Genomic DNA, 23,677 nt, shown 5'->3' on the forward strand with positions numbered 1-23,677 from the left:
AAGATAAATAGTCCTTTTTATTATACGTAGCAGAGATTATCTCTTACTTTGTTTTTTATTTCTTTCTTTTAATTGTTGTTGCTGAAGACGTTGAGCTTCTTCAAGGCGAGCCATAAAACCAGATTTCTTTTTGTTTTTATTTTTCACTTTGTTAGCCTCTAACTGAGCTCTCACTTTATCTTCATCAATAAGGAAGCGGAAAGCCAATGTCAACAAAATAGTAATCAATAATGACAAGAAATAGTAGTATGTCAGACCTGCAGGGAAATCATTCAATACAAAGAAGAAAATCAATGGCATCAGATACATCATCCATTTCATACCAGGCATTTGTTGCTGTCCTGTATTGGTCATATCCATATTGAACTTAGTGTATACAATATTAGTAACAGTCATCAGTATACAGAATAAGCTAAGATGGGTACCAATTAGAGGGATAGATGTTCCCCACTCAAATATTGCATCGTATGTTGATAAGTCATTCGCCCATAAGAAACTTTGCTGACGCAACTGAATAGCTGTAGGGAAAAACTGGAACAAAGCGATCAATATAGGCATTTGAGCCAACATCGGAATACATCCACTCATAGGATTCGCTCCCGCACTTCGATACAAGGCCATTACTGCTTGCTGCTTTTCCATTGCCTGCTCTTGTTTTGGGTATTTCTCATTCAATAGTTCTACATCAGGGCGTAGAACTCTCATTTTTGCAGATGATTTGAATGATTTGAACATCAAAGGCGATGTAATTATCTTAACAATAAAAGTTAGAAGAAGGATCACAATACCCATCGACATTCCTGTAGATCTTAATAAGTTAAATACAGGGATAACAAATATTTGATTGACCCATCTGAATAAAGTCCAACCAAGTGGTACTAATTGATCCAAATCGAGTTGTTTACTTACATCTGATATGTCAGCATCGTATTCTTTCAATGGCGTATAATCTAGTGGTCCTAGGTAATAGCGGAATCCTGCTCTTACTGATTTAGTAGCTGCATCATAAGTAGTAGGCGCGTACATACTAGCGCTATATGACTTCAAATAATCTTCTGAAGTTAATATTTTTGAATCTAGTTGTACTTCTTCAAGTTGATTATCTGCAATCAAAATTGAGGAGAAAAACTGTCCTTTGAAGGCTACCCATTTAACTGGAGCTTCAGTTACATCTTTCGAATCATTTTTTGTTTCACTCAGATTCAGCACATCATCACCAACATATTTGTATGATAGACGAGAATACTTTTCCTCCCCTGATCTATTCTTCTCTTGGCGACGAAGTTCTTGATTCCACTGTAATTCAAAAGCATTAGCGGTCTGACTTATAAGACTTTCTAGTCCAAATAATGCAATATCAAATTTCAACATATAATCGTCTTCCGACAATGTATAGATAAAGTCTACATGTTGTGACGGTGATACAGAGTAACGCATTACAAGCGAATTCTTATCACTAACAACAACTGGCGTAAAATTCAATTCAGATGTACGAAGAACTGCACCTTTATTATTTCTCAATAATAAATTAAATGCATCATTATTCGTTACTACATAAAGCGAATCTTTATCAAATCGTTTATATTCTTTCAACTGAGCTGTCATTATCTGACCTCCTTTTGTTGTAAAATCGATTTTGATACGTTTATTTTCCAGCGAAACAATTTTTTCTCCTACAGAAACATTACTGCTTGAATCTACAACCGAAGTAGTATCAGTTTCATTAACAGCACCGAAGAATGAATCGGCAACATTTTGAGTATTATTCTGTCCAATTAGTGAATCTGGAGTATCTTGTTGCGCTGCTTGGACTGTCTCAGAGTAATTACTTTTATCTAATTGTTCGATATTCTCTCGGCGTTTATTTGCATCTTTCTCTGCCGTTTGGTTCGTAAAGTACGTAAAACCAATTAGCACGGCAGCTATCAAGACGAAGCCGATAATACTGTTTTTATCCATTTACTTTTTTTAAAACGATTAATTACTTGTTTTCTTTATTTTCAATGATTGCTTTCAAGAAGCTTACGAATAAAGGGTTTGGCGATATAACCGTACTGTTATATTCAGGATGGAATTGTACACCAAGATACCATTTGTTAGCAGGTACTTCAACGACTTCTACCAAACCGGTTTCAGGGTTTACACCTGTACATTTCATTCCTGCTTTTTCGAATTCTTCTTTGAAGTCGTTGTTAAATTCAAAACGGTGACGGTGGCGTTCCTCTACTTCATCTTGACCATAAGCTTTGCTCACTATTGAACCTTTTTCCAGTTCACATTTGTAGGCTCCTAAACGCATTGAACCTCCAAGATTAGTAATATTCTTTTGCTCTTCCATCAAATCTATTACCTTAAATGGAGTATTCACATCCATTTCAGTAGAGTTTGCATCTTCCAGACCTAGTACATTTCTGGCATACTCAATAACCATACATTGCATACCTAGGCAAATGCCTAAAGTTGGAATATTATTTTCACGAGTATATTTTAGAGTTACGAATTTTCCTTCAATACCACGTTGTCCAAAGCCAGGAGCAACAAGAACTCCATCATAATCGGCTAATGTCTTTTCAACATTGTCTGGAGTTATTTTGTCCGACTGAATAAAATGTAAATCTAATTTACGATCGTTGTATACAGCTGCTTGTAATAAAGATTCATTGATTGACTTATATGCATCTGGTAATTCTACGTATTTACCAACTAATGCTATTTTCACAGAGTCTTTTGCATTTTTCAATTTATCAAGGAAATGACGCCAAGATTCCATTTGTGGTTTCTCGTTTATTTCCATTGAGAATTTACGTAAGATAATTTCATCCACACCTTGACTTTGCATCATCAATGGCACTTCATAAATTGTAGGAACATCTACCGATTGAACAACTGCATCAGCATCAACATTACAGAATAAAGCCACTTTACGAAGAATATCTTTATTCAACGGATGTTCTGTACGAAGTACTAAAATATCAGGCTGAACTCCTTCCGATTGTAATTCTTTTACTGAATGCTGAGTAGGTTTAGTCTTAACCTCCTGCGCTGCAGCTATGTATGGCACATAAGTTAAATGAACACATAAACAATTTTTGCCAAGTTCCCACCGTAACTGACGAACACTTTCAATATATGGAAGTGATTCAATATCACCAACTGTTCCACCAATTTCGGTAATTACGAAATCATAATCATATTTAGAACCAAGCATTTTAATATTTCGCTTAATTTCGTCTGTAATATGAGGTACAATTTGGACAGTTTTGCCTAGATAATCTCCTTTACGTTCTTTACTTATCACATTCTGATAAATACGTCCCGTTGTAATGTTATTATCCTTATGCGTCGGAGCATTAAGAAAACGCTCGTAATGTCCTAAATCTAGATCGGCTTCATGCCCATCAACTGTAACATAACATTCGCCATGCTCGTAAGGATTAAGTGTACCAGGATCAATGTTTATATAAGGATCTAACTTCTGAATAGTTACCTTATAACCTCTTGCTTGTAGCAATTTACCAAGGGAAGCTGCTATAATACCCTTTCCTAAGGAAGAAATAACGCCTCCTGTAACAAAAATATACTTCGTGTTAGCCACTGCTTTCTGTTTTTTTTTTCGTAAAATTATGAACACACAAAAGTATAAAAAAAACTTCAGATAATACCTTGTATGGCATTTATACATTTTCAAAATAGCCAATAAATGCAAAAAGTCCACTAAGATTGGGTTCTTAGTGGACTTCGAATTTTATCATATAGTAGTTTAATCAACTTGAATAATCAAAAACTTACTGATATTCCAGAATTCTTTGTAATTAGTAATTTTGAGAACAATATTACCAGTTGCATCTTTTTCTAAAACATAGCTATCTTTAGGATGGTCTGATAATACTTTTGCTTTTTTAGCATAAACAGGTATGTTTTGAGTATCCCTAACATCAATCGAAACAAATTTTTCACGATCAATACTTTCACTTAACACTTTGACTGAAGATAAAAATCCTCCACCTGAAATAACCTTAGCATCTTTCAACTCATTTTTTGTTCCGAACATATAAAATGCAGTATTTAACGCTTTATCTTGTTCTTTGATTTTAAGTGCTTGCTCTGTAGATTGAACAACTAATCCTTCTACGTCATCTGATAAAGATTGTAGACTAGTTTCTAAATCTGCAATTTGAGCATCTTTGGTTTTTAGAATTTCCTGAAGTTTAGTTAATGATTCTGCTCTTTCATTCAATTCCGCAGTTAACTTGTCAATTCTTGTCTTCAAATTAGAAGTTTGGCCTGTGCTATTTTTTAAGCGTTGATTCAAACTTGCAATATCTTGTTTATTCTTTTTGATAATTTCATTTACCATTTCAATATTGCTTCTTATCTCTTCTTTTTTATTCTGAGATAATGTACCTTTTTCTTTAGACTGTACTGATAGATAATTTTCTGCTTTACGAATTTCATCAAAATTTTCTTCAATATCATTCATCAAAGCCATCATATCGTTCAGTTCATTCATACTTTGCTCATTCGCTGCTGCAATTGAGTCACTTTCAGCCTTTAGGCGTTTATATTCGTCAGAATTCTTTACATTACATGAAGCAAATGTTAGAACACATAGACATGCTACAATAGTTTTTTTCATATTAATCTTTTTTTAGTTATTCATTTTTTCCTGAAATAATAATAACAAACTCCCCTTTGGGTTCGTTCACTGTAAAATGTGAAATTAATTCCTTTAAAGTTCCTCTTTTTGTCTCTTCATACATTTTCGAAATCTCGCGACAAGTAGCAGCTTCTCTCTCCTCACCCATATACTCGGCAAGTTGAGTTAATGTTTTAACTACTCGATAGGGAGATTCGTAAATGACAATAGTACGATCTTCTTCAGCCAATTGTTTCATTCTTGTCATCCTTCCTTTCTTGGGCGGTAAAAAGCCCTCGAAACAAAAACGATCACATGGAATACCCGAAGAAACCAATGCTGGGACAAATGCAGTAGCACCTGGTAGGCATTCAACATCTACCCCATGCTTAATGCACTCTCTAGTTATTAAAAAGCCCGGATCAGATATACCCGGCGTACCGGCATCCGAGATCAAAGCGATATTTAAACCTGATTGCAATTTTTCTACAATTTGATTAACCGCCTTATGCTCGTTAAACTTATGATAAGATTGCAGATTATTCTTTATTTCAAAATGCTTCAAAAGGAAACCGCTCGTACGTGTATCTTCGGCTAAAATAAGATCAACTTCTTTTAGTAAACGTATCGCTCTGAAAGTCATATCTTCCAGATTTCCGACAGGTGTTGGTATAAGGTAAAGTTTACCCATTAATTTATATTACTGAATTGTTAAGACAAATATAGTAAAAATCAATATCTCGTAATGACAATCTTATTTTTTTATTGTCTCTGCACCTAATTTTTATGATGCTTTTAAGGCGTGTTCTATTTTTAAAATACTAATTAACAATTTCTATACTTCAAATTATGCATTAATAATACATTTCTCTTCTATAGAAATTCCAAATAGAGCAAAATCATATTTTGCAGGGTCTTCAGGATCTAATAACCGTAAATTTTCAGACAATTCAATAGCTGCTTTCCAATCAGGTTTATCTCTTTTCAAAAGGTTCAGTTTGCGAGCTGTTCTTTCAACATGAAGATCGAGTGGGCATATTAGATCCTTAGACGATATTTTTTTCCATATTCCGAAATCAACTCCACAATTATCATCGCGCACCATCCAGCGCAAAAACATATTCAAGCGTTTACAAGCAGATTTCTGTTTAGGTGATGGTATGTGTTTTTGAGTACGTTTTGGTGAGTCCTCTATCGCGAAGAAGTATTGTCTAAAATTATTTAGGCATTCTTCGACACTATCACCAGATGCGAATGCATCTTCCAGACTATCATAAGTATGATAATGCCTTTTCATAAACTCGACACAATATAATAAGTCTGTATCGTTGAATGTCCGATGTTTAAAACCTAATAGTTTCTTCAGATCCGAATCCTGATGATTCAAAATAAAGTCATATGGTGAATTATCCATCCGTTCGGCAAGCTCATTACATTTATTAATGATCGTTTTGCGTTGTCCCCAAGCAAAGACTGCAGCAAAAAAACCCATAATTTCTTTTTCCTGCTTCATCTCAAATTTATGAGGGATGCTTATCGGATCATTCGGTATAAAATCCGGAGTGTTGTATTGCTCTACTTTTTTATCAAGAAAGTCTTTTAGTTCAAATATATTTGACATATATAGTATATCTATTTTATAAGACAAAGATACCTATAAAAAATTAAAGCTGTTGATAGACATTATCTACAGCTTTATATAATAGTAATATTCTTGATGTTTATCTATTTCATCTTGTAATGTTTGACTAGATAAATTAATCAAATTTCTCATTTAGAATTGTTCCATTTTCCAGAATCAACATTTCCACTTCAATATTACGATGTTTCAATTCTATATCGAATAAAACTTCTGTCCCTCTATGAATTTCTTTTATATCATCGAAATCATAATCAGGATATTTAGCTATAGTAGTATTCTTTACTACAGCAGGAATATCTAATACATTGAGATTAAATGCATACATTAATAGATCTCCGTCAGTTGTATAATAACATTTGTAATCTGTATAACCTATTTCAAACTCTACTTCATAAATACCTGAAGCTACTTCCCATTCAATATCACGGGCCTGAGGGAAATCAATATTAAACTTACTACTCACAACAGATGGAGGAGTTATCACATCTTGTGAATCTGCTATCTTAAAAGATGTAAGCATTTCTTTTATCTTATCATTTGTATGCTTAGTTGTAATAGAGGGCTTTGGCTGCGCTATTGCAGACTGACAAGATACGAGTACCCCGATAAATAATAATGCACAAAAAAACTTTTTCATAATAGTTCTGTTTATAATTTTTTATATATGCAAATATCAGGAGTCAATTCTGAAAAGATTTAGGAAAATCATCATAATTATTTTGGCAAAGATATGTACATACAGTGCCTACCATTATATTCGTATTGAATATCGTAGTTATAATAGTCTGTGATAGCTTTAACGATAGGCAATCCCAAACCTAAAGAATTGTTACTAGTTGAACCACTAACATATCGGGCAAAAATATCTTTCAACATATCAGGCTCCTTGCCATCATTAATAATTGAGACTTCGGATGAAGATATTGTAATATCTATTTTCCCTTTAGGTATATTATATGATATAGCATTCTTTAGGAGGTTTGTAAACATTATATATGCCAAGTCTTCATTCATATCTATACAAAGTACATCTTTTTCGTCTATCGTATAACTGAGATCTTTATGTCCTATATAGTCTTCTAGTGATGTCAGAATATCTTTTATTACCGAATTAAGAGATAAATTTTTCGTATCCTTGAATTGCCTATTTTGAATTTTTGAAAGCAGAAGCAGATTACTATTCATACGTTTCATTCTATTCAAAGTCAATAAAGTCGAGCTAAGCTCATTCATTTGATCCTCGTTCAATCCTTCTTGAGATATCAAAAATTCCAATTTATTTATTGCTATAGCTAAAGGCGTTTGTAGTTCATGCGAAGCATGGGCTATGAAATCTTTTTGCTCGGAGTAAGTCTTAATATTATTTTCCAAAAGTTTTTTCACTGAATTATTCAATTCCTGAAATTCATTAATTTTGGTCGAAGGAAATTCTATTAATTCTCTGTCTTCTAATCTGAATGATTTTAAGCGATCTATCAATTGAAAAAAAGGTTTATTACTTTTATTCAAAATTGTTTTGCTCAAAATAAACATTGTAGTAATCAAGCAAACCCACAATATGATCAGAAGAAACAACATATTCTGAGACAAGTCTTCAGTCTCAACATTACTCGTAAATAGTTGTAACTTGTAATATTGACCATTAGGCTCCGAATAAAAAGCCGTTGTCAGCATCCTAACTTCTTCCTCTTCACTCTCTGTCTCAAAATATACCTTGGTAGTCGTAAATGAATCTTTAATATCCTGAGCATCTTCATAACTTATTTTAGTCACAATTATATTCAAAGGATTATGCTTCATCATATCCTCGGTAAAATCAGCCGATCGGTTAGCTTTCACAATAAATTCTTGCCTCAAATTATCCAATCCTTCGTCTATGTCATCATATATTTCGTGCAATTGAAGACTAAAATATATTGCAGACCAAACCGTCAGTATAATGAGAAATGAAAGCGTAAGTTTTAATGTCAAATAGTTTACTAATTTCATACACACATTTTATATCCGACACCATAAACATTATCAATAGTTATTTCGGAATTGCTATCTTTTAGTTTTTTACGGAGATTCTTTACTTGAGAATAGATAAAATCGAAACTATCAGCTGAATCAATATTGTCCCCCCAAACATGTTCAGCTAAAACTTCTTTAGTTATTAAGCGATTTATATTAGTTGCAAAGAAAGTCAAAATATCAAATTCTTTTCGGTTTAGCTTTAATTCTTTATCTCCTACTGCTGCTAACCGTTGATCAAAGTCAATTGATAAATTTTTCATTATCAAAATATTTTTACCATCCTGCAAGTTTCTTCGCAACACGGCTTTAATACGAGCATGTAGTTCTGCCAGATGAAAAGGTTTTGTAAGATAATCATCAGCCCCCAAATCCAGTCCTCGAATCTTATCATCTAATGAATCTTTAGCCGAAATAATTATTGTATTTCCGACTATATCATTTTTTTTCATTTTTTCCAATAAGTCAAGTCCATTACCACCCGGAAGCATTATATCAAGTAAAATACAATCATATTTATATAGGAATATTTTTTCTTCGGCTTCGGCATAATCTGTAGCTTTTTCTACAATATAGTTCTCTGACAGGAGAAAAGTTTCGATGGATTTAAGTAATTCGTATTCGTCCTCAATAATTAATATCTTCATTTATGTTATTATTTTACCTTGATCTTAAAGGTCTATTAAAGTCTTTTGTGCAAAATACAAAAAATAAATGTATTTTTGTATTCCGAAAATTAAATACATGATGATAGATAAAATAAACAAGCTATTAGCTGAAGTAGAAGTTCTGAAAGCAAGCAAGGCCGACGAGATAGAAGCTCTTCGTTTAAAGTACCTTAGTAAAAAAGGTGAAATATCAGAATTGATGAATGATTTCCGAAATGTCGCAGCAGAACAAAAGCGCGAAGTAGGAATGCTGCTTAACCAGTTGAAAGAAAAAGCTCAGGATAAAATTAACGAGCTAAAAGATTCGCTTGAAAACAATCAATCGATTGACGAATCAATAGACTTGACACGTACAGCTGCACCGATCAAACTAGGAACCAGACATCCCCTATCTATTGTCAAAAAAGAAATCAGTGATATTTTTGGTCGCTTAGGATTTACTATTGCTGAAGGTCCTGAAATTGAAGACGACTGGCATGTATTCTCAGCTCTGAACTTTGCAGAAGACCATCCAGCTCGCGATATGCAAGATACATTCTTCATTTCTCACGATCCACAAGTACTACTACGTACACACACTTCATCTGTACAAGCTCGTGTAATGGAAAAACAAGAACCGCCTATCCGCATCATATGCCCAGGACGCGTTTATCGTAACGAAGCAATATCATATCGTGCGCACTGCTTCTTCCATCAAGTTGAAGCACTTTATATTGATAAAAATGTATCGTTTGCCGATTTGAAGCAAGCCTTATTATACTTTGCTAAAGAAATGTTCGGCGCTGATACAAAAATCCGCTTACGTCCATCATATTTCCCATTTACCGAACCAAGTGCCGAAATGGATATTTCGTGCAATATTTGCGGAGGAAAAGGATGTCCTTTCTGTAAACATACTGGCTGGGTAGAAATCCTTGGTTGCGGAATGGTAGATCCTAATGTTCTTGAGAATTGCGGAATCGATAGTAAAAAATATACAGGCTATGCTCTAGGGATGGGTATTGAGCGTATTACAAATCTGAAATATCGAGTTAAAGACTTGCGTATGTTCTCGGAAAATGACAAACGCTTCCTCGACGAATTCGAAAGTGCATACTGATCATACAGCATATCAATATAAAAAAGGCGAAGATTTATCTTCGCCTTTTTTTATTCTTATTTTTATTTATTATTTATCGCCCAAAAACACTAATACATAATCAACTGTTGGAGGTGTTTTAGTTGTGCTTAGATCCGAATATTTTACATAGAAACGAACATATCCTGCTGGCTCATAATCTATAGTATATGTAGCAATTTTGTCTCCGCTAGACAATGAATATGGCATCAAGTGTTTGACTTCTATTTCTGGATTCAAATCCATCATATAAGGAACTAAAGCTCCATTATCATATCTATGCTCTGTAAGTTCTTCTATTTTCCAATCATAGTAGAAGAAGGATTCTCCAGTGAAATCATCTTTTCCAACTACCCATTGTTCACTGCCCACTCTCACATCCACTACTTCCATATTAGTAAAGCCATCTACTCCATCTTTACCATCTACTCCATCACGTCCATCGTCCCCTTTACAAGACATAAATGCTATCGCAATCAATAATCCGAATAATAATTTTTTCATATAGTTCTATTTTAATTTATAATTCATTTTAATCAAATATAAACATTTCGAATATATTAACCATAATAATATCTTACAAATCAACATTTGCAAAGGAATAAAAACAAGTGATCAGATAGTTATTCCACTTTTTATACAGAAACGAAAAGAGCACATCTAAAATTACGATAAAAATAATCTTAAATTTATCACATTTATTATCTTTCAGCATCATCTACGGCATATAGATAGTAAAAGTTTGATTACTTTTGCACCCGATTTAAAAACAAGTAGTAAAATTGAATTCAGAAAATAACTCACTCAAACGCGATTTGGGTTTAATAACAGCTATAAGCATCGTTATTGGAAATATGATCGGGTCAGGAATCTATGGCCTGCCTTCAGCTTTAGCTAAAGTGGCAACCCCTTCAATTACTATTCTTGCATGGATAGCTGTTGCCGTTGGAGCCATTATTATTGCATTAAGTTATGGGAACTTAAGTAGAGCAATACCTAAAGCAGGGGGACCTGTTGTATATGCCGAAGCTGCATTAGGCAATTTTACCGGTTATATGGTCAGTTTGATTTGGTGGGTTGGTGCTGCCATTGGCAATGCCGCCATAGTAGATCTTATGTTTACAACTTTTGTAGAAATGGTTCCTTCCCTGAATACACCTATCAACAGATTGGTAATAACACTCACAATATTATGGTTCTTTACGTATATCAATATAATAGGTGTCAAGTTTGCTGGATGGGTCAGTATTACTGCAAATCTATTGAAGTTCATCGTATTTGCCCTGCTTATAATTGTAGCTATTCCATATTTCAACTTAGACATACTAGTTAGTGATGAAATTCCAGTGGCACTGGCAGATAACCCGAATGTTAGTTTCTTTACGATGTTCTCAGCTGCAATTGCACTGCTTTTCTGGGCCTTTACCGGATTAGAAAGCTCAACAATGGCAGGAAGCGAGATCAAGAATCCTGAGAAAAATATTCAGCGCAGCATAATCTTTGGATTAATTATAGTAGCTGTTATATATATATTACTGAATGTATCATTGTTTGCACTAGTTCCTCAGTCAGAACTTGCCCAATCAGAATCCCCTTTTGCTGATGCAATAAATAACGGTATTGGAGGAAACTATGGAAAGTTCATCATCAATTTTATCATTATGGTTTCATTGATCGGAACTTTAGCGGGATGGATATTAGTTACTGCCAGAAGTGTATATGCTGCCAGCAAGGATAAATTCTTTATTCAGTCATTTTCTAAACTTCATCCTAAATATTCAACACCGCACATTGCTCTTATTGTTTCAGGGTTGATTACAACAACATTTTTATTATTGAACTTCTATTCTGAAATTTCAGGAGATCAAAAAATGCTGTCACACTTTGTAAATATAACTACAGTTGCGGCATTTATCAATCTTCCGACCTATCTTATTACAATAATTGCTGAATATGTATTGATTAAAAGAGGTACTTTAAGTACATCTAAATTCAATAATATAAGATTAGCATTGGCTTTCATTATTGCAATAGCTTTCTTATATTTTGGATGGATAGGATCAATTGTTCCTGTAATATATTGGATTATATCAGGTATTGTCTTGGGTATCGGATTGCTGTGTTATCCTCTGTTTATGAGACGTATAAAAAAATAAAAGGATCTTGATATTTTATCCCTTAATCTACTTTATCAAATTGCTATCATTAAACAATATGATAAGTATCTGAATTATTCAGAAAAGATAAAATATCAAGAAAGCCTATAACCACAAAAACACTTAAACCAATATACTCATCACATTATATTTTTGATAGAGCTTGCTCTATATCTTCCAATAAGTCATCAATATGTTCGGTACCTATTGATAAGCGTACAGTTCCCGGATATATCGCTTGCTCCTGAAGTTCTTTTTCATTCAACTGCGAGTGTGTTGTTGTTGCAGGATGAATTACTAGAGATTTGACATCTGCTACATTTGCCAGTAATGAGAATATCTCAAGACTATCAATAAATTTATGAGCAGCCTCTTGGCCTCCATCAACTTCGAATGTAAAAATAGATCCAGCACCTTTCGGAAAATATTTCTTATATAATTCATGATCCGGATGTTTGCTCAATACCGGATGATTCACTTGCTTAACTTTTGGATGCTTAGTCAAATAATCCACAACTTTCAGAGCATTTTCGACATGTCGTTCAACTCGCAATGAAAGAGTTTCGAGGCCTTGCAAAAGGATAAATGCATTGAATGGACTAATTGTAGCTCCTGTATCACGTAACAGAATTGCACGAATACGAATTGCATAAGCAGCAGGCCCTGCAGCATCAACAAAACGTACTCCATGATAACTAGGATCAGGCTCTGATAATTGAGGAAACTTACCAGAAGCTACCCAATCAAATTTTCCAGAATCTACAATCACACCACCTAATGATGTCCCATGTCCTCCGATAAACTTTGTTGCCGAGTGCACTACAATATCTGCCCCATGTTCAATTGGACGAATCAAATATGGCGTTCCGAATGTATTATCAATAATCAAAGGAATTCTATGCTTGTGAGCAATATCGGCGACAGCTTTGATATCTATTACATTGGAATTAGGATTTCCAAGAGTCTCAATAAATACTGCTTTTGTATTTTCTTGAATTGCATTTTCAAAATTAGATAGTTCCGATGGATCTACAAATGTTGTTGCAATACCATATGTAGGTAGAGTATTAGCTAATAGATTATAAGTACCTCCATATATAGTCTTAGCAGAAACAATATGATCTCCTGAACGTGTAATATTCTCGAAAGCATATGTAATTGCCGCAGCTCCTGATGCTACGGCCAAAGCTGCTACTCCACCCTCTAAAGCAGCAACACGAGCTTCAAATACTCCTTGAGTAGGATTTGTCAATCGTCCATAAATATTTCCGGCATCAGTTAAACCAAAACGCGCTGCAGCATGTGCAGAATCGCGAAATACATAAGAACTTGTTTGATAGATAGGAACTGCACGTGCACCTGTATCTGAATCTGGTTGTTCTTGTCCAACATGCAATTGTAATGTCTCGAAGCGTAAATTATTTCTTCCCATAATTATATAATTTTATTATTTTATTTTCAATACTATTTTCCATCAAAATTATATTTTATAGAAATATTAAACAACGAATTATAAAATATTGGAAAATATAACTAATTTTAGGGTTCAAACAGAAAAAACATTTTGGTTTAAGGTATAAGAATTCACATTTAAAAGATTTTTATTCTATGGAAGAACTAGACAAGATAGACTTACAGATATTAAGAATTTTACAAAGCAATTCAAAGTTAACGACCAAAGAGCTTGCGTCGCAAGTTAATCTTTCTACAACACCAGTATTTGAAAGACTAAAGCGCTTAGAATCAAATGGCTATATTAAGAAATATGTTGCTATTCTTGATGCAGAGAAACTTAATTGTGGCTTTGTTGTATTTTGCAGTGTAAAACTTAAACGATTGAACAGAGATATTGCGCACGATTTCACACGTATTATTCAAGACATTCCCGAAGTCACGGAATGTTATAATATATCGGGCGAATACGATTATCTTTTAAAGATTCATGCTCCAGACATGAAATATTATCAAGAGTTTATTTTAAATGTCTTGGGAACAGTTGAGAGCCTCGGTTCATTAACGAGTACTTTTGTTATGGCTGAAGTTAAACACAAGTATGGTATATCGATATAGACAGTTCTGATAATTTTATAAAAAAGGAGATTCAATATTTAATATGAACCTCCTTTTATTTTCGATTAATATTTTTCAAGAATTAAATATCACGAATCCACTTCTCTAGTAATGAAAGTATATCAGTGTGATATTGAAAATCTTTGTTCATACCCCATGCATGTCCTCCTTTTGGGAAAATATATAGAGCAGCAGGCACATTGTTTTTTCTCAATCGCTCGTAATATAATACACTATTTAAAGGAGATACAATTGAGTCATCATTACACGCCATTATAAAACATGGTGAAGTATTTGTTGATACATGGTTCAATGCCGTGAAGTTATATATATCTTCTTCACTTGGGTCTGCTCCCAGAAGTTTATTTCTTGAAGCAATATGGGTTATTTTATCTTGCATGCTTGTAACAGAATAAAACAACATCGAAAAATCCAATTTGGAATCAGATTCAACTTTAGTAGCTACTAAAGAAACAGCATGTCCTCCTATTGAAAAACCCGCAGCTCCAACACTTGGCTTATCAAGCCCCCACTCTTTTACATTATTTCTAACAAACCTGACCGCCTGGCGTAAATCTTTCTCCGTTACATGCTTGTCGGTACCATCAGGCAACCTGTAGTTTAAGACACAACCTACTATACCTAACAAGTTTAACCATTCAGCAAACTGATGGCCTTCATGATCTAAATTAACTTTATTGAAGCCACCACCACCACATATTATTACTACTTTAGATGCTTGCTGAACTTTCTCAGGAATATGTATATACATTTCCAGCATAGTATCAGATCTTGAGCAATCATCAGATAGCAATTTTGTAATATAATTGGTCATACGACTTTATAAATTAGGATTTATAGAATTCCATTCACTGATCGGAGGAATTACATTTGTATTAATTAAGCTATCTCTCAAATCACATAAATGCTTGTAGCTTTGACGAAGTTCTTCATGTTCTTGTTCTGTACCTTTTACTTCTTTATAATGGACACCGGTGCTATCTAAATTAGTTTCCATAGCCATCATCACATGGTTGAACTCTTTGTTTGATACATAACAACCAACCGGCCAATCAAATTTTTCACCTCCCATTGCAGCTCGTATCATTTCGAGTGATAAGAATGCTGGGCTTTGGAATGATGATCTTCCTCGAAGTTCAATGATGTGCTTACCTCCTTGAATTACACGAACTTTTAAATCCGCCCATTGCTCCTTAGTCAAGGCTGATGTACCAATCAATTCATTCAACGGTTTCCCATCGACACTTGCAGTAGAAGAAAATACTGCCATTTGTTCTCCATGACCACCATAAGTACGGCAATTGCTTACTTTATCAGGATGAATATTAAAATGTTTAGCTAATTCATTTCTTAATCTTGTACTATCAAGTGCAGCTAATGTAGTTACTTGTGTAGGTTTAAGTCCGGAGTACAATAAAGTTAATAAACCTGTAATATCTGCAGGATTAAATATAACTACTACATGTTTTACATCAGGACAATACGAGCGTATATCTTTTCCTAACTGAATAGCAATATCAGCATTACCTTTCAATAAGTCTTCTCGTGTCATGCCTTCTTTACGTGCTGCTCCTCCTGAAGAAATAATATACTTACTTCCAGACAAGGCCTCTTTAATGTCTGATGTATAAGATAGATTCAATCCTTTAATTCCGCATTGCAATAGTTCTTCTGCAACACCTTCCAATCCTTTCGCGTAAGGATCATAAAGGCATATATTACTTGATAGTCCCATAAGGATTGCTGACTGTGCCATATTTGAGCCGATCATTCCGGCAGCACCAATAATTGTCAATTTTTCAGATGTAAGTTTTTGCATAACATTGGGTATTTTTAATTCTTCTTTAAAGTTACAAACTTTCAAAAGCCTTTTGAATGCTAAAACCCATAAGATACTCCACTCGAGTTAAAACTTGTTAAAATGTGGATTTTACAATAATTGTCTATAAAATGATATTTATGCAAAAAGTAGATTCATTAATTGACATATGTATTTCTTACATAGGATTAAATTTTGTAATTTTGGCAATCATTTTGACTTAGAAAAACTTTTGAATAATGAATATATCATACAATTGGCTAAAAGATTATCTTGATTTTGATCTAAATCCTACCGAAACTGCCGATGCACTAACATCTATCGGTTTAGAATGTGGTAGTGTTGAAGAAGTAGAAACTATAAAAGGAGGACTGAATGGTCTTGTTATCGGTGAAGTGCTGACTTGCGTTGATCATCCTAACTCAGATCATTTGCATATCACGACAGTTAATCTAGGAGACGGAAATCCTGTACAAATTGTTTGCGGTGCTGCAAATGTTGCAGCCGGTCAGAAAGTAGTTGTAGCTACTGTCGGAGCTACTCTATATTCAGGTGAAGAATCTTTTACTATCAAAAAATCTAAGATCAGAGGTGAAGAATCATTTGGTATGATCTGTGCCGAAGATGAAATTGGCATTGGCACTAGTCATGATGGAATCATCGTATTACCAGCCGATGCTGTTCCTGGAACATTAGCTAAAGATTACTACAATATCAAAAGTGATTACGTTATAGAAGTAGATATTACTCCTAACCGCGTTGATGCTGCTTCACACTTTGGTGTAGCTCGTGACTTGGCTGCTTATTTGAAGCAAAATGTAAAACCAACTGATCTAAAGAAACCTAGCATTGATAATTTTGCGACGAAAGCATCAGACGATTATATTAAGGTTCAGGTAGATAATTCTGAGGCTTGTCCTCGCTATTCGGGTGTTACGATCAAAGGTGTAACTGTTACAGAAAGCCCCGATTGGTTAAAAGATCGTTTGAATCTAATAGGACTCCGTCCAATCAATAATATTGTAGATATTACCAACTTTGTACTTCACGAGTTTGGTCATCCTTTACATGCATTCGATGCGCAGCATATCACTGGTGGAAAAGTTATTGTAAAAACACTTCCTGAAGGGACTAAATTCATAACTCTTGACGAAGTTGAACATACTTTGAGTGAAAGAGATCTTATGATCTGTAACGAAGAAGAAGGGATGTGTATTGCCGGAGTTTTCGGAGGTCTTAAATCAGGAGTAACAGAAGCAACTAAAGATATTTTCCTTGAATCAGCATATTTCAACCCTACATGGGTACGTAAGACTGCTCGTCGTCAAGGTCTGAATACTGATTCTTCATTCCGCTTCGAAAGAGGTGCAGACCCTAATAATACATTGTATGCACTGAAACGTGCAGCTTTACTTATTCAGGAGATTGCAGGTGGAGAAATTGTTGGTGAATTGATAGATATCTACCCTACTCCTATCAACAATGCAATAGTAGAATTAACTTATGATAAAGTGAATCAAGTAATAGGTAAAAACATACCTGCTGAAACTGTAGATTCAATTTTAGAAAGTCTCGAAATACGTCCAGCTGGTGACGCTGAAGACCGCTTGATACTGTCTGTCCCGACTTATCGAGTAGATGTACAGCGCGATGTCGATATCATTGAAGATATCCTACGTATTTATGGCTACAACAATGTAGAAATTAGCGAAAATGTAAATTCAAACCTTTCATATAAATCTCAATCAGATAAAAGTTATGATCTTCAGAATCTTATTTCTGAACAATTAACTGGTTCTGGCTTCAATGAGATTATGAATAACTCTCTGACTAAGGAAAGCTATTATACCGAATCAAATATTTACCCAATTAAGAATTGTGTAAAACTATTGAATCCACTTAGTAACGATCTTTCAGTTATGCGTCAGACGCTTTTATTTGGAGGTTTGGAAAGTGTTGCATTCAACAGAAATCATAAAAATCCGGATATACGTTTCTATGAATTCGGCAATTGCTATTTCTACGATGCTGATAAAAAGGTTGAGGGTGAAACTTTAAAAGAATATAGTGAAGAGTTCCATCTTGGAATTTGGATTTCAGGGAACAGTATAACTAATTGCTGGACTGCTGCAGATGAAAAGTCTTCGGTATATCAACTCAAGGCATATGTTGAAAATATTCTATCAAGAATAGGTATTTCATCTGATAAATACAGCTATTCTCAATTTTCGAACGAACTTTACAGCGCAGCAATATCTATCAAGACTCGTAACAGAGAACTAGGTATTATAGGTATCGTTAGCAAAAAAGTACTGAAAGCTATGGATATTAATGCCGAAGTATTTTATGCTGATTTGAACTGGGACTCTTTGATGAAAGAAATCAAAAAGCATTCAGTAACATATACCGAGATATCTAAATACCCTGCTGTAAGTCGCGACTTTGCTCTTCTATTAGACAAAGCGGTATTGTTTGAAGATATTGTAAATGTTGCACAGAAAGCTGAGCGTAAATTATTGAAATCAGTTAAACTTTTCGACGTTTACGAAGGTAAAAATCTACCTGAAGGAAAGAAATCATATGCTGTAAACTTTATCCTACAAGATGAAGAGAAAACTTTGAATGACAAGCAGATAGATGCGATCATGAAGAAAATACAAACTTCACTTGAAAAAGAACTTGGTGCTCAATTGAGATAAATTATTACACTAGAATAACAACAAAAAAAGGTTGACATAAATTGTCAACCTTTTTTTGTTTCGTACAGAATAATTATCCATTATTTTATAAACATCTCTCAGCATGATAAGAAGATCTCACCAATGGACCACTCTCTACGTAAGTAAATCCTTTTTCTAAAGCAACATTTTTAAACTCATCAAAAGTTTCCGGCGATATATATGCCGATACCGGCAGATGTTTTCTTGATGGTTGTAAATATTGTCCTATTGTGAGAATACTACATCCCGAAGCTAATAAATCATCCATCGTTTCATAAATTTCTTCAGTAGTCTCCCCTAGCCCAACCATGATACCCGATTTAGCTTTCAAGCCATTGTCAGCGATTCTCTTTAATACAGCAAGACTGACATCATATTTAGCAGCACTTCTGACTTGAGGTGTTAAACGCCTAACTGTTTCAATATTATGAGCAATAACGTTCGGCTGAGCTTTACAGACAATATCAATCAAATCTGATTTTCCTTGAAAGTCTGGAATAAGTACTTCGGTTGTTATGCCTGGATTAACTTCTTTTACTTTTTCTATTGTAGACACCCAATGATTAGCTCCTAAGTCTGGTAAATCGTCTCTATCTACTGATGTTATTACAGCATGCTTCAGCTTCATCAGTTGAATAGATTTTGCCAGATTAGCAGGTTCGTTCACATCCAATGCCAGAGGTTTTCCCGTTTTAGTGTTACAGAACTTGCACGAGCGTGTACAGATATCGCCAGCAATCATAAATGTAGCTGTACCACGCTCCCAACATTCGCCCATATTGGGGCAGCGGCCACTAGAGCATATTGTATGTAGACAATGTGATTCTACAATATTTTTTGTACGAGTGAAATTTTCATTTCCTCCCAATCTTATTTTTAACCAGTCCGGTTTTCTTACGCGCTCCATACCGAATTACATTTTTGTATTTAAGAAGTTTATAATCTTTTGATACAGATAAGCTCTTACCTCTGCTCCTCTAATTGAATGATCTCTATCAGGAAATACAAACATTTCGAATTGCTTGTTGGCTGTAATCAATGCATTTGCATATTCCATCGTATTGTGAAAATGTACATTATCATCAGCAGTACCATGAATTAATAGCAGATTACCTTCTAGCTGATTTGCATATGTCATAGGCGATCCATTAACATATCCATCCATATTCTGCTGCGGAGTACGCATAAAGCGCTCAGTATATACTGTATCATAGAATTTCCAAGTCGTTACTGGTGCAATTGCAATTCCTGCTTTGAATGTTCCGTCACCACGACTCATGCTTAATAGAGTATTGAAACCACCATAACTCCATCCCCAAATTGCAATTTTATCTTTATCGATATAAGGTAATGTACCGAAATATTTAGCTGCTGCTATTTGGTCATCAGACTCGTATATACCTAAATTCATATACGTACACTTGCGGAAATCTTCTCCACGAGCACCAGTACCACGACCATCAACGCAAGCTACAATATATCCTTGAGTAGTCAAGTAATCAGTCCAATCAGTCAAGTATTTATCAAGAACTTGCTGTGAATTCGGTCCACTATATTGGACCATTAATAATGGATATTTCTGAGAAGAGTTGAAGTTCGCCGGCTTCATTATATATGCATTCAAATCTGAACCGTCGGCGCCTTTAACTGTAATAAATTCTTTGCTAGGTAAGTTACTATTGGCTAATAGAGCTTTTAATTTCGAATTATCCTCCAATACTCTTAATTGCTTTCCAGTCGCATCATGCAAAGTAATTATGGCAGGTGTTGTCGCGTTAGAATAAGTATTTATAAAATACTTTCCATTATTACTGAATACTGCAGTATTGTATCCGAATTGATTTGACAGCTTTGTTTTAGTTCCTTTCTTAATATCTACTTTATGAATTGAACGACGCATAGGACTATCTTCCGCTGAAGAATAATACACAAAACCTTTATCACTATCAATAGCTAGAATGTCTGTGACGTCAAAATTGCCTGATGTCAGTTGTTTCTTTTCTACTCCTGTATTTTCATAAAGATGGATATGGCTATATCCACTCTTCTCGCTGATATATGTGAATTGATTACCGAAGAAATGAATCGTATTTAAAAATTCAGAGTCGATATATCTTTGGTTTTCTTCCTTCAAAATAGAGCGCGCAACCATAGAACGTGCATTTGCGAAATACATGTTAAAGATGTTCTGTTCGCGATTGAATGTCATTACCGCTAAATCATCACCTTCTGGTAAAAACTGAATGCGAGGGATATACTCATAATCCTTTTCAGGAATATTTATTTTACGTGTTGTCATTGCATCTATATCAAACACATGACATGTAACCTTTGAGTTTCGCTCACCAGCTTTAGGATATTTGAATCTCACATCCTGTGGATATAAGTTACCTCCATAATACTGAAAATTATATTCTGGAACTTCACTTTCATCAAATTTAGCAAAAGCCAGTAAACGATTATCTGCCGAGAAGTCTATAATTGAAGTCGTTCCGAATTCTTCTTCGTAAACCCAATCTGTAGCACCATTTATTATTTTATTGAATGCTCCGTCTTTTGTAACTTGAGATTCACTGTCATAATCAAATTTTGCCAACCAGATATTATTATCTACAACGAAAGCAAGCATGCGACCATCTCTCGAGAATGTTGGAACAGATTGTTTACCTTTATTTTTAGTCAATTCGCGTATTGAATTGTGACGAATATCATAATAATAATAATTTGCTTTAAAAGAATGTCTATAAACTTGTTCGGCATCATTAAATACCAATAAACGATATTCATCAGGGCTCATTACGAAACCTTGAAAAGAATCAAAAGTACATCCTCTTGCTTTTTTAACATCAAAAATTGTATCAGTCGGCTGCCCGGTCTTATATGAATATTTAATAATCATTGACCTTTTGTTGTCAGCCTGATAATATGATTCACCATCGGCCGAAGAAGTCACAGGGCTAACTCTTCGCTCTGCATATTTTCCTCCCGTTATGTCTTTCAATTCAAGCCTTTGGGCATATGACCCCGATGCTAGAATACCAATAATAAATAGTCCAATTATTTTTTTCATACGTATTTTTGTTTATTGAGTAACAAATATACTTATTAATCACGAATAAAGGGTTCAACTTATATTAGATTGGCATTTGTTATAACCTCTGAAATATTTTTCACTTTTATTGTAACAAAAAACAGACTATGTGCGTCATAATATATGAGCTCAAGATTTAAACTAAAAAGAAATTTATAAAACTCACTTATATGAAAAGAATTATTACTTTGATTACCATTATTGCTATTACATTTTCCACATCAATTCTGCATGCTGAAAATATAGAAAATATCGTTTCGGACATCTCTAAAGAGAAGAAAGCTGAGAATGTCAAAGTTGGAGGACTTCTGATGTCTTTTGCTAAGATGTTTGCAAATAAAGATAAAGACAAAGAAGGAGCACAAATGTTGAAATGCATAAACTCAATTCAGGTAATTGATTTGGATTATACTGATTCGTCGAAGAAAAACCATTATATGTCACGATTAAATAAATTGAACGACGAAAAAGGCTTCGAAACATTGGTAAGAGTGAAAGATAAAGAGGACAATGTACGCATTATGCTGAAACGAGATGGCAATAAGATAAAAGGATTTTATATTGTAAATATTGACAATGAAAGTATATCGGCTGTCAAAATATTAGGTAATTTCAACCCTGAAGACATTGATAAACTTATCAATGATTATAATAAGGACAATAAAAAGGGATAAGTATGGATGCGGAAACGTTTAAACAAGTGTTTCTACCCCATCATCAAAAACTCTACCGGATAGCGTTCCGTATAGTGCAAAACCAAGTATATGCTGAAGATATTGTTCAGGAGACATACATTAAGCTTTGGGAAAAGAGAAAAGATTTGGATGATATAAATAATGCCGAAGCATTTTCAATCATCGTATTACGTAACAATTGTCTCGATTTCCTGCGGAGCTCCAAGGATGGAATAACCCAAGAGCTTATTCCCGATAGCACTACCTCAGATGTATCTATGATTGAATCAATTGAGATTAAAGATAAAGCTTCAATTGTAAAATCTATAATAAACCAACTGCCCGAACAACAAAAGCAGATTCTTCAATTTAAAGATTGCGATGGTTACACACACGAAGAGATTGAGATGATAACAGGATTAAACGCAGTAAACATTAGAGTTATTTTATCACGAGCACGTAAAAGTGTCAGAGATAGTTATTATAGCAAATACAAAGAATGAAAACTGAAGATATAAAGAAATTATTAGAATTGTACTACGACGGAAAAAGTAGTGAATTAGAGGAAAATATGTTGACTGAGTATTTCTCTAGTGAAAGTATTGCGCCCGAATTAATGGACGAAAAACTCATCTTCGAAAGTATTCATTCCACTAATGATATCATAATTGATGGAACATTAGAGAATAAATTGGATGTACTCATTGACAATTTAGCTGATAAAGAGATTGCTAACAGTCAGCAAGAAACTCTTAACAAGAAAAAAAATCATCAAACAATATACTGGTTTTCAGGAATTGCTGCTAGTATAGCCATTTTACTTTCTGTAGTATTACTGAATGATAAACCAGAAAACAGTTTACAGTCCCCCAGCTTAGTATTACGTGATACATATACAGACCCCAATAAGGCATATGCCGAAACAGAAAAAGCACTATTATTGATTTCATCCAAACTTAATAAAGGATTGTCAGGAATAGATACTTTTGAAGAAGGAATCGAAAAATCGAATGCAATAATTGATAAAAACTTTAAACAAATAAAATAATT

The 23,677-nt window shown here is 34.2% G+C and carries 21 protein-coding genes; 7 read left to right on the forward strand and 14 right to left on the reverse strand.

Going from position 1 to position 23,677, the window contains the following annotated elements; genetic code table 11:
- Positions 1-36: 36 nt before the first annotated feature.
- The 8 genes from yidC to C1A06_RS09325 form a co-directional block, all read right to left on the reverse strand.
- Positions 37-1,959 carry a membrane protein insertase YidC gene (gene yidC, locus C1A06_RS09290; protein WP_101689988.1) on the reverse strand — a complete coding sequence of 641 codons (1,923 nt, stop codon included), beginning with the start codon at positions 1,957-1,959 and terminating at the stop codon, positions 37-39.
- 22 nt (positions 1,960-1,981) lie between these two features.
- The gene (pyrG, locus tag C1A06_RS09295; RefSeq protein WP_101690138.1) at positions 1,982-3,595 is read right to left on the reverse strand and encodes a CTP synthase; all 1,614 of its coding nucleotides are present in this window, start codon (positions 3,593-3,595) and stop codon (positions 1,982-1,984) included.
- A 165-nt stretch (positions 3,596-3,760) separates the two neighbouring features.
- Positions 3,761-4,636 carry a Cbp1 family collagen-binding glycoprotein adhesin gene (locus C1A06_RS09300; protein WP_101689989.1) on the reverse strand — a complete coding sequence of 292 codons (876 nt, stop codon included), beginning with the start codon at positions 4,634-4,636 and terminating at the stop codon, positions 3,761-3,763.
- Positions 4,637-4,652: 16 nt separating this feature from the next.
- Entirely contained in the window at positions 4,653-5,327 is a 675-nt protein-coding gene (rsmI, locus tag C1A06_RS09305) for a 16S rRNA (cytidine(1402)-2'-O)-methyltransferase (RefSeq protein ID WP_101689990.1), read from the reverse strand.
- Positions 5,328-5,483: 156 nt separating this feature from the next.
- Positions 5,484-6,257 carry a TIGR02757 family protein gene (locus C1A06_RS09310; protein ID WP_101689991.1) on the reverse strand — a complete coding sequence of 258 codons (774 nt, stop codon included), beginning with the start codon at positions 6,255-6,257 and terminating at the stop codon, positions 5,484-5,486.
- A 136-nt stretch (positions 6,258-6,393) separates the two neighbouring features.
- Positions 6,394-6,915, reverse strand: a complete 522-nt coding sequence (locus tag C1A06_RS09315) for a DUF2059 domain-containing protein (protein ID WP_101689992.1) — start codon at positions 6,913-6,915, stop codon at positions 6,394-6,396.
- Positions 6,916-6,992: 77 nt separating this feature from the next.
- Entirely contained in the window at positions 6,993-8,267 is a 1,275-nt protein-coding gene (locus tag C1A06_RS09320; protein WP_101689993.1) for a sensor histidine kinase, read from the reverse strand.
- Entirely contained in the window at positions 8,264-8,938 is a 675-nt protein-coding gene (locus C1A06_RS09325) for a response regulator transcription factor (RefSeq protein ID WP_101689994.1), read from the reverse strand. Before C1A06_RS09325 ends, C1A06_RS09320 begins: the two co-directional genes overlap by 4 nt.
- Positions 8,939-9,038: 100 nt before the next feature.
- Between C1A06_RS09325 and pheS the strand changes: the two genes are divergently transcribed.
- Positions 9,039-10,058: a phenylalanine--tRNA ligase subunit alpha gene (gene pheS / locus C1A06_RS09330; RefSeq protein ID WP_101690139.1), complete on the forward strand. Its 1,020-nt coding sequence runs from the start codon at positions 9,039-9,041 to the stop codon at positions 10,056-10,058.
- Between the two features lie 69 nt (positions 10,059-10,127).
- On the opposite strand, the gene C1A06_RS09335 is transcribed toward pheS, so the two are convergent.
- The gene (locus tag C1A06_RS09335) at positions 10,128-10,580 is read right to left on the reverse strand and encodes a hypothetical protein (RefSeq protein WP_101689995.1); all 453 of its coding nucleotides are present in this window, start codon (positions 10,578-10,580) and stop codon (positions 10,128-10,130) included.
- 278 nt (positions 10,581-10,858) lie between these two features.
- Here C1A06_RS09335 and C1A06_RS09340 point away from each other — a divergent pair, with 278 nt between their 5' ends.
- Positions 10,859-12,232: an APC family permease gene (locus tag C1A06_RS09340; protein WP_101689996.1), complete on the forward strand. Its 1,374-nt coding sequence runs from the start codon at positions 10,859-10,861 to the stop codon at positions 12,230-12,232.
- Positions 12,233-12,377: 145 nt separating this feature from the next.
- Here the strand turns inward: C1A06_RS09340 and C1A06_RS09345 are convergent, their stop codons facing one another.
- Positions 12,378-13,664, reverse strand: coding sequence for an O-acetylhomoserine aminocarboxypropyltransferase/cysteine synthase family protein (locus C1A06_RS09345; protein WP_101689997.1), 1,287 nt, complete (start codon positions 13,662-13,664; stop codon positions 12,378-12,380).
- A 176-nt stretch (positions 13,665-13,840) separates the two neighbouring features.
- Between C1A06_RS09345 and C1A06_RS09350 the strand changes: the two genes are divergently transcribed.
- On the forward strand, positions 13,841-14,302 hold the full coding sequence (locus C1A06_RS09350; RefSeq protein ID WP_101689998.1) for an Lrp/AsnC family transcriptional regulator: 462 nt from the start codon (positions 13,841-13,843) through the stop codon (positions 14,300-14,302).
- Between the two features lie 82 nt (positions 14,303-14,384).
- On the opposite strand, the gene C1A06_RS09355 is transcribed toward C1A06_RS09350, so the two are convergent.
- Positions 14,385-15,083, reverse strand: a complete 699-nt coding sequence (locus C1A06_RS09355; RefSeq protein ID WP_159461398.1) for an alpha/beta hydrolase — start codon at positions 15,081-15,083, stop codon at positions 14,385-14,387.
- A gap of 60 nt (positions 15,084-15,143) precedes the next feature.
- Positions 15,144-16,142, reverse strand: a complete 999-nt coding sequence (locus tag C1A06_RS09360; protein ID WP_101690000.1) for a malate dehydrogenase — start codon at positions 16,140-16,142, stop codon at positions 15,144-15,146.
- A gap of 239 nt (positions 16,143-16,381) precedes the next feature.
- Here C1A06_RS09360 and pheT point away from each other — a divergent pair, with 239 nt between their 5' ends.
- Positions 16,382-18,841, forward strand: a complete 2,460-nt coding sequence (gene pheT / locus C1A06_RS09365; protein WP_101690001.1) for a phenylalanine--tRNA ligase subunit beta — start codon at positions 16,382-16,384, stop codon at positions 18,839-18,841.
- Between the two features lie 85 nt (positions 18,842-18,926).
- Here the strand turns inward: pheT and lipA are convergent, their stop codons facing one another.
- A complete protein-coding gene (lipA, locus tag C1A06_RS09370) occupies positions 18,927-19,769 on the reverse strand; it encodes a lipoyl synthase (protein WP_101690002.1) in 843 nt (280 codons plus the stop codon).
- A 6-nt stretch (positions 19,770-19,775) separates the two neighbouring features.
- Positions 19,776-21,932 (reverse strand): S9 family peptidase, encoded by a 2,157-nt coding sequence (locus tag C1A06_RS09375; RefSeq protein WP_101690003.1) that lies wholly within the window; start codon positions 21,930-21,932, stop codon positions 19,776-19,778.
- Between the two features lie 191 nt (positions 21,933-22,123).
- On the opposite strand from C1A06_RS09375, the gene C1A06_RS09380 reads away from it, so the two are divergent.
- The 3 genes from C1A06_RS09380 to C1A06_RS09390 are packed head-to-tail and all read left to right on the forward strand — an operon-like array spanning position 22,124 to position 23,675.
- Positions 22,124-22,627 carry a DUF4252 domain-containing protein gene (locus C1A06_RS09380; protein WP_101690004.1) on the forward strand — a complete coding sequence of 168 codons (504 nt, stop codon included), beginning with the start codon at positions 22,124-22,126 and terminating at the stop codon, positions 22,625-22,627.
- A 2-nt stretch (positions 22,628-22,629) separates the two neighbouring features.
- A complete protein-coding gene (locus C1A06_RS09385) occupies positions 22,630-23,130 on the forward strand; it encodes a GFO_1088 family ECF-type sigma factor (RefSeq protein WP_101690005.1) in 501 nt (166 codons plus the stop codon).
- Complete coding sequence (locus C1A06_RS09390; protein ID WP_101690006.1) at positions 23,127-23,675, forward strand: PG0215 family putative anti-sigma factor; 549 nt, start codon at positions 23,127-23,129, stop codon at positions 23,673-23,675. The genes C1A06_RS09385 and C1A06_RS09390 overlap by 4 nt, the downstream gene beginning before the upstream one ends.
- Positions 23,676-23,677: the final 2 nt, after the last annotated feature.

The sequence above is a fragment of the Dysgonomonas massiliensis genome, assembly GCF_900240225.1.
Taxonomy (GTDB): domain Bacteria; phylum Bacteroidota; class Bacteroidia; order Bacteroidales; family Dysgonomonadaceae; genus Dysgonomonas; species Dysgonomonas massiliensis.